16 protein-coding genes are annotated in these 15,835 nt (G+C 52.2%); 14 read left to right on the top strand and 2 right to left on the bottom strand.

All coding sequences use genetic code 11. From position 1 onward, the window contains the following. Positions 1 to 75: 75 nt before the first annotated feature. The 12 genes from IBX50_RS05725 to IBX50_RS05670 all read left to right on the top strand — a co-directional run bounded on the left by IBX50_RS05725 (position 76) and on the right by IBX50_RS05670 (position 12,758). Positions 76 to 771 (top strand): sigma-E factor negative regulatory protein, encoded by a 696-nt coding sequence (locus tag IBX50_RS05725; protein WP_292254148.1) that lies wholly within the window; start codon positions 76 to 78, stop codon positions 769 to 771. A gap of 18 nt (positions 772 to 789) precedes the next feature. Next, on the top strand, positions 790 to 1,212 hold the full coding sequence (locus tag IBX50_RS05720) for a SoxR reducing system RseC family protein (protein ID WP_292254147.1): 423 nt from the start codon (positions 790 to 792) through the stop codon (positions 1,210 to 1,212). Between the two features lie 39 nt (positions 1,213 to 1,251). Next, a complete protein-coding gene (locus tag IBX50_RS05715) occupies positions 1,252 to 2,670 on the top strand; it encodes a DegQ family serine endoprotease (RefSeq protein WP_292254145.1) in 1,419 nt (472 codons plus the stop codon). 123 nt (positions 2,671 to 2,793) lie between these two features. Further along, complete coding sequence (gene lepA / locus IBX50_RS05710; RefSeq protein ID WP_292254143.1) at positions 2,794 to 4,605, top strand: translation elongation factor 4; 1,812 nt, start codon at positions 2,794 to 2,796, stop codon at positions 4,603 to 4,605. A gap of 13 nt (positions 4,606 to 4,618) precedes the next feature. Then, the gene (gene lepB, locus IBX50_RS05705; protein WP_292254141.1) at positions 4,619 to 5,464 is read left to right on the top strand and encodes a signal peptidase I; all 846 of its coding nucleotides are present in this window, start codon (positions 4,619 to 4,621) and stop codon (positions 5,462 to 5,464) included. Between the two features lie 7 nt (positions 5,465 to 5,471). Next, positions 5,472 to 6,149, top strand: a complete 678-nt coding sequence (gene rnc / locus IBX50_RS05700; protein WP_292254140.1) for a ribonuclease III — start codon at positions 5,472 to 5,474, stop codon at positions 6,147 to 6,149. Beyond that, positions 6,146 to 7,051 (top strand): GTPase Era, encoded by a 906-nt coding sequence (gene era / locus IBX50_RS05695; RefSeq protein ID WP_292254139.1) that lies wholly within the window; start codon positions 6,146 to 6,148, stop codon positions 7,049 to 7,051. Before rnc ends, era begins: the two co-directional genes overlap by 4 nt. Before the next feature lie 5 nt (positions 7,052 to 7,056). Next, positions 7,057 to 7,773, top strand: a complete 717-nt coding sequence (gene recO, locus IBX50_RS05690; RefSeq protein ID WP_292254138.1) for a DNA repair protein RecO — start codon at positions 7,057 to 7,059, stop codon at positions 7,771 to 7,773. Positions 7,774 to 7,799: 26 nt separating this feature from the next. Then, positions 7,800 to 8,537: a pyridoxine 5'-phosphate synthase gene (pdxJ, locus tag IBX50_RS05685; protein ID WP_292254137.1), complete on the top strand. Its 738-nt coding sequence runs from the start codon at positions 7,800 to 7,802 to the stop codon at positions 8,535 to 8,537. After that, positions 8,531 to 9,931 carry an MFS transporter gene (locus IBX50_RS05680; protein ID WP_292254136.1) on the top strand — a complete coding sequence of 467 codons (1,401 nt, stop codon included), beginning with the start codon at positions 8,531 to 8,533 and terminating at the stop codon, positions 9,929 to 9,931. The genes pdxJ and IBX50_RS05680 overlap by 7 nt, the downstream gene beginning before the upstream one ends. Next, on the top strand, positions 9,928 to 11,838 hold the full coding sequence (locus tag IBX50_RS05675) for a hypothetical protein (protein WP_292254135.1): 1,911 nt from the start codon (positions 9,928 to 9,930) through the stop codon (positions 11,836 to 11,838). Before IBX50_RS05680 ends, IBX50_RS05675 begins: the two co-directional genes overlap by 4 nt. After that, positions 11,835 to 12,758: a 2-dehydropantoate 2-reductase gene (locus IBX50_RS05670; protein WP_292254133.1), complete on the top strand. Its 924-nt coding sequence runs from the start codon at positions 11,835 to 11,837 to the stop codon at positions 12,756 to 12,758. Before IBX50_RS05675 ends, IBX50_RS05670 begins: the two co-directional genes overlap by 4 nt. On the opposite strand, the gene rfaH is transcribed toward IBX50_RS05670, so the two are convergent. Then, on the bottom strand, positions 12,736 to 13,224 hold the full coding sequence (rfaH, locus tag IBX50_RS05665; protein WP_292254132.1) for a transcription/translation regulatory transformer protein RfaH: 489 nt from the start codon (positions 13,222 to 13,224) through the stop codon (positions 12,736 to 12,738). The two genes, IBX50_RS05670 and rfaH, sit on opposite strands and share 23 nt — an antisense overlap. 133 nt (positions 13,225 to 13,357) lie before the next feature. On the opposite strand from rfaH, the gene IBX50_RS05660 reads away from it, so the two are divergent. Together IBX50_RS05660 and acpS are read left to right on the top strand one after the other, a co-directional pair. Continuing rightward, positions 13,358 to 13,843: a YajQ family cyclic di-GMP-binding protein gene (locus IBX50_RS05660; protein WP_292254130.1), complete on the top strand. Its 486-nt coding sequence runs from the start codon at positions 13,358 to 13,360 to the stop codon at positions 13,841 to 13,843. Then, on the top strand, positions 13,843 to 14,223 hold the full coding sequence (gene acpS / locus IBX50_RS05655; protein ID WP_292254129.1) for a holo-ACP synthase: 381 nt from the start codon (positions 13,843 to 13,845) through the stop codon (positions 14,221 to 14,223). The genes IBX50_RS05660 and acpS overlap by 1 nt, the downstream gene beginning before the upstream one ends. Before the next feature lie 41 nt (positions 14,224 to 14,264). On the opposite strand, the gene IBX50_RS05650 is transcribed toward acpS, so the two are convergent. Further along, the gene (locus IBX50_RS05650; RefSeq protein ID WP_292254168.1) at positions 14,265 to 15,803 is read right to left on the bottom strand and encodes a fatty acid--CoA ligase; all 1,539 of its coding nucleotides are present in this window, start codon (positions 15,801 to 15,803) and stop codon (positions 14,265 to 14,267) included. Positions 15,804 to 15,835: the final 32 nt, after the last annotated feature.

Below are 15,835 nucleotides of genomic sequence, written 5' to 3'. Positions count from 1 at the left end.
TAAAACCAAATCAGTGGATGATGGTCTAGGTAGAACCTGAACAACCCTTTTTTTTGAATGATGAGGTAAAGCGGCATGACAGAAAAACTGCACCAGTCTCTTTCGTCCGTGATGGATGGCGCTGGTGATGATTTGGAATTGCCTCGCTTGCTGAATGCCATGCAGGCATCTTCTGAAGTCAGCCAGGAACTGAGTGAAAAGTGGCGACGTTATCATCTGGCACAGGGCATTCTACGAGGTGAATTGCGTAGCCTGAAACACCCGCAGGTGGCGCAGATGGATATATCCGCTGCCATTATGGAGCGACTGGAGCAAGACGAGCAGGTTTACACCGATGCCGGTGCTGCCAGTGATCTCGGTTTTTTTCAGAAAGAAGCAACCAGTGGTTATGCTGTGGCAGCTGCACCAGCAGTCTCTGAGCCTACTTCTGAAAAACGCCTGGATCGTGGACAGTGGTTCCGTGGCTCTGCTCTGGCGGCATCTGTAGCCCTGCTGGTGATCACCGGCGTGCAGATCTTTAACACCGGCAATGAACCCGGCGCTACCGCTCCGGTATTTGTGGCAGCACAACCGGAAAGTATCCAGCCATTAACGATGCCGGTCAGTTATTCTTCAAGCTTTTCTACACAGCCACCACGAATCTTCTCCGGTTTTTCTGTGGTGAACTTTTCTGCTGACAATAGTCGGTTGCAACCCTGTGAAGCAGAAAAAGATACCTATCTGCCATTGCTGAGTCCGCAGGCAGTACAACAGGTTAACTCACCCCGTTGAAAATCATTGGAGCCATAGATGAACCGAGTCACTCAGGAAGCTGAAGTGGTTGCAGTGGTCGGCGCTCAGGTGGATCTGCGTGCCTGTGCCACCATGGGTTGTGGTTCCTGTAGCCTGTCCGGTGGTTGTGGGCAGGGTATTTTGTCGCGCTGGTTTTCTCGTCGCTCTCCGCTGATGCGTCTGAGTACCCAGCTGCTGCTGCAACCGGGTGATCGGGTGCTGGTTGCCATGGATGCTGGTGAGTTAAATCGCGCTGCTGTATTACAATTTGTATTGCCTTTGCTGGGATTGTTGTTATCAGCCTTGCTGGCTGAATGGCTGGGTTTTACTTCTGCATTACTGCTAGCCGCTAGTGCACTGGCTGGTTTATTTTCAGGATTACTGCTGGCCTCCAGGTTGGCACAGAAATCCTGCCCAGAGTTAGTGCAAAAGCTGGAATGACTATCCTTGTCAGAGAATGACTGAACTGGAGCTGAATGCATGTTAAGACCGATATTTTTTTTGCAGTACTTGTTACTGACTATTCTTTTACTGCTAACCAGCCTTTCTGTGCAGGCAAGAGCACTGCCGGATTTCACTCAGCTGGTTGAAGAGGCTGCTCCGGCGGTGGTTAATATCAGTACCACTCAGACGGTACAGCGGCGCTCGGCTCGTGGCCTGGCTCCTCCCGGTGAAATTCCGGAAATTTTCCGCCATTTTTTTGGTGAAATGCCTGAAGGGCAGACTCCTTTTCCTGAACAACAACAGAAGCGTCAGTCACTGGGTTCCGGTTTTATCATCTCCGAAGACGGTTACATCCTCACCAATAACCATGTGGTTGAAAATGCGGATGAAGTGATCGTGCGCCTGAGTGATCGTCGTGAACTGATTGCGGAAGTGATTGGCACTGACACATCCAGTGATATGGCGTTATTAAAGGTGGATGCCAAAGGCTTGCCAGTGGTCAAGATTGGCAACTCTGATGCATTAAAAGTAGGTGAGTGGGTGCTCGCTATTGGTTCCCCCTTTGGTTTTGATCACTCAGTGACAGCCGGTATTGTCAGTGCCAAGGGGCGGGCTTTGCCCAACGAAACCTATGTGCCTTTTATTCAGACCGATGTAGCCATTAATCCCGGCAACTCCGGTGGCCCCTTGTTTAACCTGAAGGGTGAGGTGGTGGGGATCAACTCACAGATTTACACCCGCTCCGGTGGTTTTATGGGTTTGTCTTTTGCCATTCCCATGCAGGTGGCGCTGGATGTGGCTGACCAGTTAAAAGAGCAGGGGCGTGTCAGTCGTGGCTGGTTGGGTGTTGCCATACAGGATGTCAGTCGTGATCTGGCAGAATCCTTTGGTCTGGATAAACCCCAGGGTGCGTTAATTGCCAATGTGGATCCGCAGGGTGCAGGTGCCAGAGGTGGCATCAAAACTGGTGATATTATTCTGGAAGTGAACAAGCAGGCCATTGACAGTTCTTCTGATTTGCCGCCTGCCGTGGGTCGTATCCGTCCGGGTGAAAAAGCACGGTTTCTGATTCTGCGGGATGGCAAACACCGTACCCTGCACGTGGCGGTCGGTGAACGCCCGGATGAACCACGGGTCAGCCGGACTGAACAACCTGCAGCAGAACCTGCCAGTGTTGATCGTCTTGGATTGCGGGTTGAGATTCTGCCGGCAGCTCTAAAAGAGCGCTGGTCAGTAGAGTCAGGCGTGCATGTGGTGGAAGCGCGGCGTGATGGTGCGGCGGCTCTGGCCGGTATACGTCAGGGTGATGTGCTGGTATCGCTGGGTGGTGAGAGCATCAAAACTCCCGCCCAGTTTGCAACGCTGGTGCAAAAGCTTCCGGCCAACCAGTCAGTAGCTCTGCGTCTGGTGCGCCGTGGCAACTCCCAGTTTATTGCAGTGCGTATTCCGGAGTGATGAGCACTGCATCCGACATTCCTTTGCTGCGTTGAATCAGGTAGACTTTGCCGCACTTTTTTCGGGTACTGCAGGCGGATTTTTCGGCTGCAGTACCTTTAATGTTTTTCTGACAGAATCTTGATGCAGGTAAACGTGAGTCAACTTGAGCATATCCGCAATTTCTCCATCATCGCCCATATCGATCATGGTAAATCCACCCTGGCTGACCGTTTTATCCAGTTTTGTGAAGGATTAAGCGACCGGGAAATGAAAGAACAGGTTCTGGATTCCATGGATCTGGAGCGTGAGCGCGGGATCACCATCAAGGCGCAGAGTGTCACGCTCAACTACACCGCTCAGTCTGGTAAGGTGTATCAGCTGAACTTTATTGATACTCCCGGTCACGTGGATTTTTCTTATGAAGTATCCCGTTCACTGGCCGCCTGTGAAGGTGCGCTGCTGGTAGTGGATGCCGGTCAGGGTGTGGAAGCCCAGTCTGTTGCCAACTGCTACACCGCCATTGAGCAAGGCCTGGAAGTGGTTCCGGTGCTGAACAAGATGGATCTGCCGCAGGCTGATCCGGAAAAAGTGGCCAAAGAGATTGAAGAAATTATTGGTATTGATGCCACGGATGCCGTGCGTTGTTCTGCCAAGAGTGGCCTGGGTATTCAGGAAGTGCTGGAGCGACTGGTCACCCAGATTCCGCCACCGGAAGGGGATGTAGATGCACCCTTGCAGGCACTGATTGTTGACTCCTGGTTTGATAATTATCTGGGAGTAGTGTCGCTGGTTCGCATCAAGAACGGCACCCTGAAAAAGGGCGATAAAATCCTGATCAAGTCCACGGGTAAGCAGTGGGATGCCAACGGTGTGGGGATTTTTACACCCAAGCGGGTCGAAACCGGTTGTCTGCGTGCCGGTGAAGTGGGTTATCTGGTATCCGGCATTAAAGAAATCCATGGTGCACCAGTGGGTGATACCGTCACTCATGCCAAAACACCGGATGTTGAGCGTTTACCCGGTTTTAAAAAGGTCAAACCTCAGGTGTATGCCGGTCTGTTCCCGGTTTCATCCGATGACTTTGAAGATTTCCGTGATGCACTGGACAAGTTGTCACTGAATGATGCTTCACTGTTTTTTGAGCCTGACAGCTCGGAAGCCCTGGGTTTTGGTTTCCGTTGCGGTTTCCTGGGTATGTTACACATGGAGATCATTCAGGAGCGACTGGAGCGGGAATACAATCTTGACCTGCTGACTACGGCTCCAACGGTGAGTTATCAGGTGGTAATGAAAAATGGTGATCTGCTGCAGGTGGATAATCCCACCCGCATGCCTGATCCATCCGCTGTTGCCGAAATGCGTGAACCTATTGCCCGCTGCACCATTCTTACACCTCAGGACATGGTGGGTGCGGTGATTACCCTGTGTACAGAAAAACGCGGTATGCAGCGGGATATGTTGTATCTGGGTAGTCAGGTGCAGCTGATTTATGACATTCCGATGGCGGAAGTGGTACTGGATTTCTTCGATCGCCTGAAATCGGCTTCAAGAGGTTTTGCTTCACTGGAGTACAGCTTTGATCGTTTTGAAACCGCCAGTCTGGCGCGTCTGGATATTCTGATTAATGGTGAAAAGGTGGATGCACTGGCATTGATCGTGCATCGTGATCTGGCACCGAACAAAGGCCGGGCGCTGGTTGAGAAAATGAAAGAACTGATCCCACGTCAGATGTTTGACGTGGCCATTCAGGCGGCACTGGGTGGACAGATTATTGCCCGCTCCACCGTCAAGGCACTGCGCAAAAACGTGCTGGCGAAGTGTTATGGTGGTGATGCCACCCGTAAGAAAAAACTGCTCGAAAAACAAAAAGCCGGTAAAAAGCGCATGAAGCAGGTAGGTCGTGTGGAAATCCCGCAGGATGCTTTCCTTGCTGTGTTGCAGGTTGATAACTAGGAACAAATAAACAATGCATCTGGATTTCTCGCTGCTACTTGTATTGGCAACCCTGATCACTGGAGCTGTCTGGTTACTGGATCGGCTGGTTCTGAAAAAAAGACGCTCGCGGAGCACCTTTGGCGAAACCAAACCGGGTGTGGTGGTGGAGTATTCCAACTCGTTCTTCCCGGTATTGGCTCTGGTGCTGGTGCTGCGTTCGTTTTTGTATGAACCCTTCCAGATTCCTTCTGGTTCCATGCTGCCAACCTTAAAAATCGGTGATTTTATACTGGTTAACAAGTACACCTACGGGGTACGTCTGCCAGTGACCAATACACGAATTTTCGCAGTGAATGATCCACAGGCCGGTGATGTGATGGTGTTTCGTTATCCACTGGATGAGCGTTTGAACTACATCAAGCGGGTGATCGGTGTGGCCGGTGACCGGATTGCCTATATCGATAAGGTGTTGTATATCAATGGGGAACCGATTCAGCGTGAGCTGCTGGAAAAGTATCCAGTGGATGCACCGAGTGAGTGGTTGTATCAGGAAGAGCTGAATCAGGTTAGCCATGAGGTGTACAACTATCCTGCCCGCAGTTTTGATTTCCCGGAAATTACCGTACCGGACGGTTATTATTTTGTGATGGGTGATAATCGTGACCATAGCAATGACAGCCGCTTCTGGTGTCAGGGACAGCCTCACAATGAAACTGGCTGTCTGATTATTCCCGGTTATGAGAACCAGCGTGGTGCACCGCTGGTTATGGGCTTTGTTCCAGAGACCACTCTGGTGGGCAAGGCAGTTGCAGTATGGATGCACTGGCCTAGCATGTTGAGTCTGCCGCGCTTCAGTGATGTCCGAAAAATTAAGTGAGTATTGAGTGAAGCAAAATCTGGCACCCTTGATCCAAGCCATAGGTCATCAATTTAATAAACCCGAGTTGCTGGAACTGGCGCTGACCCATCGTAGCCACGGCAATAAAAATAATGAGCGCCTGGAGTTTCTGGGCGATTCGATTGTTAACTTCCTGATTGCGGAAGACCTTTATCACCGGTTTCCGCAGGCGCGTGAAGGTGAGCTGTCACGTTTGCGTGCCCGCCAGGTCAAGGGTGCAACCCTGGCTGAAGTGGCGCGTGAATTTAAACTGGGTGATTACCTGCGGCTGGGTTCCGGTGAATTAAAAAGTGGTGGTTACCGGCGTGAATCCATTCTGGCCGATGCTCTGGAAGCCGTGATTGGTGCCATTTATCTGGATGCTGGTATGGATGTAGTGCGTGAACGAGTGCTGGGCTGGTTTGAGCCACGACTGGATGCCATGACACTGAGTGATACCCAGAAAGATCCTAAAACCCGCCTGCAGGAATTTTTGCAGTCACGCCAGCAACCTCTGCCACGTTATGAAGTGATTCATGTGGAAGGTGAAGCCCACGCACAAGTCTTTACTGTTGAATGCGTGATTGAACAGCTGGATTACCGACCACTGGGCATTGGCTCCAGTCGTCGTTTTGCCGAGCAGGAAGCCGCTGAAAAAGCCCTGCAGGCGCTGGAGGTTAAATGAGTCAGACACGTAGCGGTTATATTGCATTGGTGGGTCGTCCTAACGTGGGTAAATCCACCCTGTTAAATCGTATTCTCGGGCAGAAGATCAGCATCACCTGCAAAAAACCCCAGACCACCCGCCATCAGATTCTGGGAATCCGTACCGAAGGTGATGTGCAATCCATTTATGTGGACACCCCCGGTATGCATCTGGCGGAAGGCACTCGTGACAAAGCCATCAACCGTTATATGAATGATGCTGCCAGTCAGGCACTGCGTGATGTGGATGTGGTGATTTTCCTGATCGACCGTACCAAATGGATGCCGGAAGATGATCTGGTGCTGGATCGCCTGCAGTATGTGAAGTGTCCGGTGATTCTGGCGATCAACAAGGTGGACTGGCTGGAAGATAAAAATTCACTGCTGCCGTTTATTGAAGAAATCAGCAAAAAACGCAGTTTTGATCAGATCATCCCGATTTCAGCACTGAACGGCACACAGGTTGATCAGCTGGTGCAGGAAGCAGAGAGGCGTCTGCCGGAAGGGGCTCACTTTTACCCCGAAGATCAGGTCACTGATCGCAGCTCACGTTTTCTGGCGGCGGAACTGGTGCGTGAAAAAATCATGCGCCAGCTGGGTGAAGAACTGCCTTATTCCACCACAGTTGAGATCGAAAAGTTCAAGCAAGAAGGTGCAATACTCCACATTCATGCACTGATACTGGTCGAACGTGAAGGCCAGAAAAAAATCATCATTGGTGAGAAGGGTAATCAAATCAAACTGATTGGTCGTGATGCCCGGCTGGATATGGAAAAAGCCTTTGAAACCAAGGTGATGTTAAACCTCTGGGTTAAGGTCAAAAGCAACTGGTCGGATGATGACCGTGCCCTGAAAAGTCTGGGTTACACCGGACTGGATTGAGCCGTATGTCCCGGGCCAGTGAATTTCAGCCCGCCTGGCTGCTGCATTCCCGGCCTTACCGGGAAACCAGTGCACTGGCTTGGCTGCTGACGCTGGAAGACGGTCGGGTGGATGCACTGGTGCGTGGTGTACGCAGCCGCAAAAGCCGCTATCGTGCCTTGTTGCAACCCCACACCCCACTGCTGATCCAATTAACCGGACAGCACGAATTAAAAACCCTGACGGGACTTGAAGCCACTTCGGCACCTCACTGGTTACAAGGTGAGGCGCTGGTGTGCGCACTCTATGCTAATGAGCTGCTCTGCCGCCTGTTATTACCGGGTCTGCCCTGTCCTGCCTTGTTTCGTGATTATTCCCTGCTGCTGGAATTACTCAAGGATGTTGAACAACGTGAACCGGCACTCAGGCGTTTTGAACTCAGCCTGCTGGAACAGCTTGGACAGGCACCGGAGTTTCTGGATACCCAGGGGCAAACACTGGTGGCAAACTGCGAGTATCACTGGTTGCCGCAGCAGGGTTTTTTGCCTTGCAGCAACCACAACAACCAATCCGGACTGACCGGTGCCAGCCTGCTGGCGATTGCCGCAGATGACTGGCGCGAAAAGTCGACCAGACAGGCAGCAAAAGTCTTGACGCGCAGCCTGCTGACCCCTTTACTGGGCAACAAACCCCTGCAGAGTCGGCAATTGTTTCTGCAGATGAAAAAACCATCCCTAACCTAAGTGTAAAAATCTGACTGGAGCCTTGAATGAGCCGCCTTTTGCTTGGAGTGAATATCGACCACATTGCCACCCTGCGTCAGGCCAGAGGCACCCGTTACCCAGATCCGGTACTGGCTGCCCAGTTGGCAGAACAGGCCGGAGCTGATGGTATCACCCTGCATCTGCGTGAAGACCGCCGCCATATTCAGGAGCGGGATGTGGTACTGATCAAACAAGTGCTGCAAACCCGCATGAACTTTGAAATGGCCGTCACGGATTTTATGCTGGATTACGCCACAGAGTTGCGGGCTGAGCATGTTTGTCTGGTGCCGGAACGGCGCGAAGAACTGACCACAGAAGGCGGATTGGACGTGGCCGGGCAGTCGGAAAAAATCACCGCCGCCTGCCAGCGTCTGGCTGCCATAGGCTCAGAGGTATCCCTGTTTATTGATGCTGATCCACAACAGATTGATGCTGCTGCTGCTGCAGGTGCTCCCGCCATTGAGTTGCACACTGGTGCTTATGCTGATGCTGAAGATCCTGAGTTGCAGGCGGCGGAATTACAACGCATTCAGCAGGCTGTGGCTTATGCCTTGCAAAAAGGGCTGATTGTGAATGCCGGGCATGGTCTGCATTATCACAATGTCCAGGCTATTGCTGCGATACCGGGGATCAACGAGCTGAATATTGGTCATGCCATTATTGCCCGTGCAGTTTTTACCGGTTTGGCTGAGGCAGTAAGGGAAATGAAAATGCTGATGCAGAGTGCTGTTCAGCCATGCTGAAAAGCCAGGCCCTGACCTCCTTGCAGCAACGTCTTGCGCTCTGGTTTGCTCCCTATCGGGATCGACGCATGTTAACACTGCTGGTGCTGGGTTTTTCCAGCGGCTTGCCTGCACCACTGGTGTTTTCCAACCTGTCGATCTGGTTACGTGATGTGGGGGTTAGCCGTACAGAAATTGGTCTGTTTGCACTGGCGGCTACCCCTTATGCCATCAATTTTCTCTGGGCACCACTGGTGGATCGTTTGCAACTACCCTGGTTTTCTGCCCGTTTTGGTCGGCGGCGCGGCTGGGCACTGTTTACCCAGAGCCTGTTGATTCTTGCCATTCTGCTGTTGTCCCTGACCAATCCAGAAAAAAACCTGCTGATGGTGGCGCTGGCGGTGTTGTTTGTGACCTTTATGTCGGCCACCCAGGATATTGTGATTGATGCTTATCGCATTGAAGTATTGCAGCCTCATCAATACGGTGCCGGTTCCGCCGCTGCGATCTGGGGCTGGCATTTGGGCGGTACACTGGTGGGTGCTGCTGGTGGTTTATATCTGGCGCAGTATTTCGGCTGGAATGTGGCTTATATGGTGCTGGCTGCCGGATTATTGATTGGTATGCTGGCGGTGCTGATGAGCCCGGAACCCAACTGTCCACCTACTGCTGAAACCCTGGCTGAAGAGTCACGGGCACTGGCACATCTGGAGCGCTGGAAAGAGCTTCCGGTGCATCTGAGGCGTGCTCTGGGCTGGATTTATGTCAGCCTGTTAGCACCTTTTGTTGAGTTCACCCGCCGTCGTGGCTGGATCTGGATACTGGCATTTGTTTTTATCTTTAAACTGGGTGATGCCCTGCTGGGGCGTATGTCCGGTGTATTTTACCGCGAGCTGGGTTTTTCACTGATCGAAATAGCCGAAGTTGCCAAGGTGTATGGTCTGGGTGCCAATATTCTTGGAGTGCTGCTGGGTGGTGTGCTGGTGGCACGTATTGGTCTGCTTAAGGCGTTGTTTGTCTCCGGGCTGGCAACAGCAGCAACTAATCTGACTTATTCCTGGCTGGCGGTTTCCGGCCAGTCTTCACTGGTGTTTGTGGTGGCACTGGCCTCGGATAACTTCACCACCGGTTTGGTGACGGTAGCTTTTGTGGCCTACCTGTCCAGCCTTTGTAATTCTGCCTACACTGCAACTCAGTATGCACTGCTGGCCTCACTGGGTAATCTGGCAAGAATCTGGCTTTCGGCATCCAGTGGTTGGATGGTGGACAGTCTGGATGGTGACTGGGCGGTGTTTTTTGTACTCACGGCCATTATTGCCTTGTTCGGTTTACCACTCTTGTGGGTGCTGATGCGTTATTTTCCGGTTGTAGATGAACGTAAAGAGGCAGATGGGCACAAGGGGGTTGATCCATGATCCGCTGGTTTTTCCTGAACAGAAAAAACAAGGACAGAGCCAATCACCGTGCCCGTGTTTCGCTGGATCGTGAAGGGAATGAGCAGATCGAACGCATCAGTCGGGTGGTGCATCGTGTGCACTGGATGCGTAACCTGCTCAGCATCATGTGGACTGCTGGGCCGGTCACCTTGCTGGGTTTGTATGGTGGTTTTTTTCTGGCTTACGGCAAACCACCACCGATGCAGACACTGGTTTACTTCTTCTTCTTTACGGTCTTGTCCGGTCTGATCGCCTTTCTTGCCAAGGTGGTTTATGACATGACCCGGGGTCACGTTAAGGAGCAGGCACAGCAGGATGTCAGTGAAGCCATCGACAAACTGGCTGATCTGATTCTGGCGGTGCGTGATCTGATAGTGGAAAGTTTTGAAGAAGAAGCCCGCCAGCGAGAAGCCGCGTTGCAATTGTTACGGCGTATTGAATTAACCCCTGATGGGGTAGCTTTTGCTGCACAGGAGCTGACTGGTGATGGTGAGTTGTCAAAAATCCTTGGGCGGATCGAGACTTATCGCCGTGCCGGTCTTTATTCCCGTGTCAGGGATCTTAACCGCCAGCACCGTGAACGAATTGAAGGCGCCTTGCAGTGGCTGAATGAAGTTTCACCCGAAGCAGCCAGTGTGTTGCGTGAACGCTTTAGTGGTGAAGCTCCCCAACTGGAAAAAGGGGTTCCGCGTGATGAATTTTTTATCGAGCGGGTACTGGCAGCCATTGAAGAAGACAACCTGCTGTTGATGACACTGCAGGATGTTGAAGAAATGCTGATTCTGGTGTTTGAGCTGATCAACGGGCGGGAAATCCCCATGTTGATTTTCAGTTATTCCGGTCAATGGAAGCTGGCTCAGGCACTGGATGAACTGGAAGAATGCCGCAGTCATTACCGGATTGCCCAAGCCAGTGGTGGCAACCGGATGCGCGCTTTGGCAGGGTTTCTGGTAGAAACCGATGAAGCCACTCATGAGCAGTTACCCAACGGCCTTTCGGCTCAGGAACTGATTCAGCGGATAGAAGAAATCATGGATCAATTGGCTGGTGAGGTATTACAGCTGGCACGCCAGTCTCGTTACAGAACACTGCCCAGCCTGACACCCTTGCGCACCAAGGCTGATGTACTGGGCAAATCCCTGAACCTTTATAAAGCGGCTCGTCAGGGTTATCAGCAGTTGGGTAAGGCACATGCCAGCTTGTTACACGCCTCGGATGCATGGAATGAACTGGCTGAACGGTTTGGTGATTTTGCCAGCCAGCTGCGCCTGGGGCCGGGTCGCAGTGGTCTGCGTATTCTTGAAAAAGTGGTCTCACTCAGTGATGAACAGAAGGTTGCGGTTTGTCAGCATCTGGTGGCTTACCTGCAGGGTGAGCAGATGGAAAAACGCGGTCGGCGTTTTTTTACCCGCCGGGATGGTCGTTCTCGCCCGTTGACTTTGGAAGGTGCAAGGCAGCTGGCAGTTGAAGTGGCACTGGCACTGGAGCCTCATATCCAGTTGTCACGACCGGCCATTCAACGAGGGTTAAATGCCACCAATGCTACCTACCTGGGTGGACTGGAACCGGATATGAGTGCGGCAGAAAAAGCCGCGCTGGGTGCCGCCATGGCACGTGAAGTACAACAGGATATGCGCCATGCTGCTGAGCGGTTGGCAGTGGCACTGGTTAAACACTATCGGGTGGATCTGACGGAAGAAGCGCGTGATTTTCTGATTGATGCTTATGGTGCAAGACCACAAATGCTGGATATGTTATCCAATTATGAGGCAAGCAACACCAACAACCCAGTCAGCTTTTTAAGCCTGCGGCCTGCCGTGGTCGTAGCACCCAAACGGGAATGGTACAAGGCCTTGATCAAGGCAAGACAGGAGCTTGGAAAATGATGGAACCGCAGATAACTTGTGTTCTGGGTGCCGGTGCACTGGGTTTGTTATATGCCACTCGACTGGCACGTACCGGTCGACCTATGACTCTGTTGGTCAAACCAAAACAGGCCAGTGCACTGGGGTTGGGTGTCACGCTGCGAGAAGGGGAAGCAGCCCTGTCTAAACGGGTTTTTATGCGGGTAATCAGTCAGCCCCATGAAGGGCTTAGTATCCAGCATCTGATTCTGACCACCAAAGCAGGACAAGCTGTTGAAGCACTAAAAGAATGGTGTGCCTATTTGCAGGATGATGCCCAGGTGTTGATGCTGCAAAACGGGCTGGGCAGTCAAGCGCAGGTGGCCGATCTGCTTAAACCAACTCAGACGTTATTGGCAGCCAGTGTTACAGAGGGTGCTTATCTGGAGTCATCCGCTGCGGTGGTTCATGCTGGTAAGGGCAAAACACTGCTGGGTCGTTGGAGCGGTGCGGATCAGCAGGCGGCAGCCAGTTGGGTGAATCGTTTAACCGTGGCCGGACTGGATGCCGAAGTGGCAGAACCCATACGCCCAGTGCTCTGGCACAAGCTGGCAGTGAATGCCGTGATTAACCCATTAACTGCGGTGCATCGGGTGCAGAATGGTGCTTTGGCAGGACGGGACTTTAAACCCCTGGTGGATGCACTCTGTCAGGAAATTCTGCAGGTGTTTAAACGTCTGGGTATCAGTGAGCCGGAAGGTGGACTGGCTTATCGCATTGAGCAGGTGATTCTGGCCACCGCTGCCAATCGGTCATCCATGCTGCAGGATGTGGAGGCAGGTCGTGCCACTGAAATTGATTACATCACCGGCACCCTGCTAAAAGCCGCTCGCTCTTTAAAATTGGAGCTGGTGGAACATCAGCGACTTTATGATTTGATCAAACAGGGCGAACCGCAGTAACGGGTACTTCCAGTCGCTGCTGCTGTTGCAACAAGTTCAGCAGCAGGATAACGCGATCCTCGCCTTTTTTGCTGGTAAAAATGGCTTTGAGTCCCTTAAACGGACCATCATCAATCAATACCTGATCACCGGCTTTCAGATAATTCTGCGGTTCCGGCTGAATGCGTTGTCTGAGCTGCTCTATCAGCTCTTCCTCAACTTTAACCGGCTTCATGCCAAAGGTGACCAGCTTTAACACTCCACGGGTGGAGCGGATGGGTCTCCAGTTGTCTGTCACATCACTTAAGTGAATAAACAGGTAATAAGGAAACAGCGGTTCATCCACCAGGGTTAGCTTGTTTTGTCGGATCTTTTCAACCTGTATGAAAGGGTGGAAAATCTCGAACCCCTGATTCTGCAAATTCTCAGCGGCGCGAAAGGATTCCTTGGCCTTGCACTGAATTACGTACCAGCTACGCTGCGTCATGGTCACTCCAGAAAGATCAAGCCGGGCACCTTAACGCCACTGAAACTTTGATGCAAGATTTTATCCGATCACTGGGTTGCGAGGGTATAATATCCCGCATATTTTTCCTGTTTATAACATCCGGGAGTTCTGTATGCCTTCTTTTGATGTAGTTTCCGAACTGGACAAACACCAGGTCACCAATGCCATTGATCAGGCCAATCGTCTGGTGGGTAACCGTTTTGACTTTAAAGGAGTGAATGCCCGCTTTGAGCAGTCCGGCAAAAACGAAGTGGTGCTTCATGCCGAGGCTGAGTTTCAGGTTAAACAAATGCTGGAGATTCTGCAGGCTGAACTGGTACGCAAGGGTATTGATATCAGCTGCCTGGAAGAAGGCAAGGTGGAAGAAGCCAATAAAACAGCCAGAATGCCAATTAAACTGCGGGAAGGTATTGAAACCGAGCTGGCTAAAAAGATTGTAAAAATGATCAAGGATTCAAAAATCAAGGTGCAGGCACAGATTCAGGGAGATCAGGTGCGTGTGACCGGCAAAAAGCGTGATGATCTGCAACAGGTGATGGCACTGCTGCGAGGGGCGGAACTCGAAATGCCGCTGCAGTACATCAACTTCCGCGACTGATGTTGTTAGGAATTGGCACGGATCTGGCCAGAATCGAGCGCTTTGAAGCACTCCTGCAACGACGTGGTGCAGCGATCACCCAGCGGCTGCTGACCCCCGCTGAGCAGGATGCGATGCAGGCAGCGGGCAACCCCGCTGCTTACCTTGCCAAACGTTTTGCCGCCAAGGAAGCGCTGCTTAAAGCCCTGGGTACTGGGTTACGCGCTGGCCTGAGCTGGCAACAGATGGAGGTCAGCAATGACCCACTGGGCAAACCCCTGATGCAACTAACCGGCAAGGCTGCGGAATTGGCTGCTGAACTGGGCGTGAAGTGCATTCACCTCTCCATTAGTGATGAACGGGATATGGCGCTGGCCTTTGTGGTGCTGGAGGGGAGGTGACTGCTCCCCGCCCGATTGGGCGAGGGTTTACGCGGAATTTGCTAGACCAGTTCCTGGCGAATCAACTTTTTATTAAGTTTGCCGACGCTGGTTTTGGGGATTTGATCCACCAGCAGGATTTTTTCTGGAATCGCCCATTTGTTGATCTTGCCTGTATCCACAAACTGCTGTAAATGAGCCTGAATGGCAGCGGCTTCCGGTGGGTTGGATGGATCTGTTGCCACAACAAGAGCCGCAGGGCGTTCTCCCCACTGGGGGTCTGCCACACCCACAACAGCCACTTCGGCAATGCCGGGGAATTGGCTGATCAGGTTTTCCAGCTCCAGCGAGGAGAGCCATTCTCCACCTGTTTTGATCACATCCTTGATGCGGTCACGGATTTGCAGAAAACCCCGTTCATCAAGGGTGGCGACATCACCGGTATGCAGCCATCCATCCTGCCACAACTCTTCACTGCGGGTTTCTTCCTTGTAATAAGCCTGAGTCAGCCAAGGTGCACGCACCCTGACTTCACCAACACTTTCACCATCCTGTGGCAGCGGCTGGCCGGATTCATCTACCACCTGCAGATCCACAAATGGCACAGCAACGCCGGTTTTGCAGCGCCACGGTAGTTGGGTATCAAAATCCGCGTCATTAATGTCTTTGGGTAATACCGCAGCAGTCAGCAGTGGGCAGGTTTCTGACATGCCATAAGCGGTGCGGGTATCAATACCTAGATCCCAGGCTTTGCTGGCAAGACCTTGCGGCAAGGCACTACCGCCCACCAGAACTTTCCAGCCTTGTAGTTTTACCTTGCCGGAGCTGATGGCATCAGCGGCCACCACCATGTTCAGCAGTGTAGGAACACAGTGTGAAAAATCGACCTTCTCTTTCACCAGTAACTTGACCAGCATTTCCGGTTCATAACGACCCGGATAAACCTGGGTGCAGCCCATCAGGGTCGCCGTGTAGGGAATGCCCCAGGCATGAACATGAAACATCGGGGTGATGGGCATGTACACCTTGTCACGGTTCAGTAATTCAAAACCGGGGGCCTGCAGGATATTGGCTTCACCTAGGGTGTGCAGTACCAGTTGTCGATGAGTAAAAAACACCCCCTTGGGATTACCGGTGGTGCCGGTGGTGTAAAACAGCGTGGCAACGGCATTTTCATCAAAGGATGGAAAATCATACTGCTGCGGCTGTTGTGCCAGCAGGCTTTCGTATTCACCAACCAGTGGCAAAGAGGTCTGCACCTGTTCCGGCGCATCCTGACACAAGAGATAACCCTTGATGTGGGGTAGTTTTGCCGCCAGCGGCTCCAGCAGTGGCAGAAACTCCTGATGGCTTAATACAAACACGTCTTCAGCATGATCCATGGTGTAGAGGATCTGTTCCGGTGCCAGTCGCACGTTCACCGTGTGTAAGACTGCGCCAATCATCGGAATGGCAAAAAAACATTCCAGATAACGGTGGCTATCCCAGTCCAGCACCGCGACCACATCACCGGCCTGAACACCCTGAGTCGTCAGCAGATGGGCAAGCTGGTGTACACGGGTCTGGAAGGCGCTGTAACTGCTGCAGGGGGTGGATACCAGCGGTGCTCGCCGTAAGCGTTTTTTACTGCAGG

Source organism: Marinospirillum sp., assembly GCF_014859565.1.
This window is presented reverse-complemented; position numbering and strand designations above follow the sequence as displayed.

Excerpts from the sequence above, each read along its gene's own strand:
- IBX50_RS05725 (WP_292254148.1), top strand. The coding sequence starts at position 76 with ATGACAGAAAAACTGCACCAGTCTCTTTCGTCCGTGATGGATGGCGCT.
- IBX50_RS05720 (WP_292254147.1), top strand. The coding sequence starts at position 790 with ATGAACCGAGTCACTCAGGAAGCTGAAGTGGTTGCAGTGGTCGGCGCT.
- IBX50_RS05715 (WP_292254145.1), top strand. The coding sequence starts at position 1,252 with ATGTTAAGACCGATATTTTTTTTGCAGTACTTGTTACTGACTATTCTT.
- lepA (WP_292254143.1), top strand. The coding sequence starts at position 2,794 with ATGCAGGTAAACGTGAGTCAACTTGAGCATATCCGCAATTTCTCCATC.
- lepB (WP_292254141.1), top strand. The coding sequence starts at position 4,619 with ATGCATCTGGATTTCTCGCTGCTACTTGTATTGGCAACCCTGATCACT.
- era (WP_292254139.1), top strand. The coding sequence starts at position 6,146 with ATGAGTCAGACACGTAGCGGTTATATTGCATTGGTGGGTCGTCCTAAC.
- recO (WP_292254138.1), top strand. The coding sequence starts at position 7,057 with ATGTCCCGGGCCAGTGAATTTCAGCCCGCCTGGCTGCTGCATTCCCGG.
- pdxJ (WP_292254137.1), top strand. The coding sequence starts at position 7,800 with ATGAGCCGCCTTTTGCTTGGAGTGAATATCGACCACATTGCCACCCTG.
- IBX50_RS05680 (WP_292254136.1), top strand. The coding sequence starts at position 8,531 with ATGCTGAAAAGCCAGGCCCTGACCTCCTTGCAGCAACGTCTTGCGCTC.
- IBX50_RS05675 (WP_292254135.1), top strand. The coding sequence starts at position 9,928 with ATGATCCGCTGGTTTTTCCTGAACAGAAAAAACAAGGACAGAGCCAAT.
- IBX50_RS05670 (WP_292254133.1), top strand. The coding sequence starts at position 11,835 with ATGATGGAACCGCAGATAACTTGTGTTCTGGGTGCCGGTGCACTGGGT.
- rfaH (WP_292254132.1), bottom strand. The coding sequence starts at position 13,224 with ATGACGCAGCGTAGCTGGTACGTAATTCAGTGCAAGGCCAAGGAATCC.
- IBX50_RS05660 (WP_292254130.1), top strand. The coding sequence starts at position 13,358 with ATGCCTTCTTTTGATGTAGTTTCCGAACTGGACAAACACCAGGTCACC.
- acpS (WP_292254129.1), top strand. The coding sequence starts at position 13,843 with ATGTTGTTAGGAATTGGCACGGATCTGGCCAGAATCGAGCGCTTTGAA.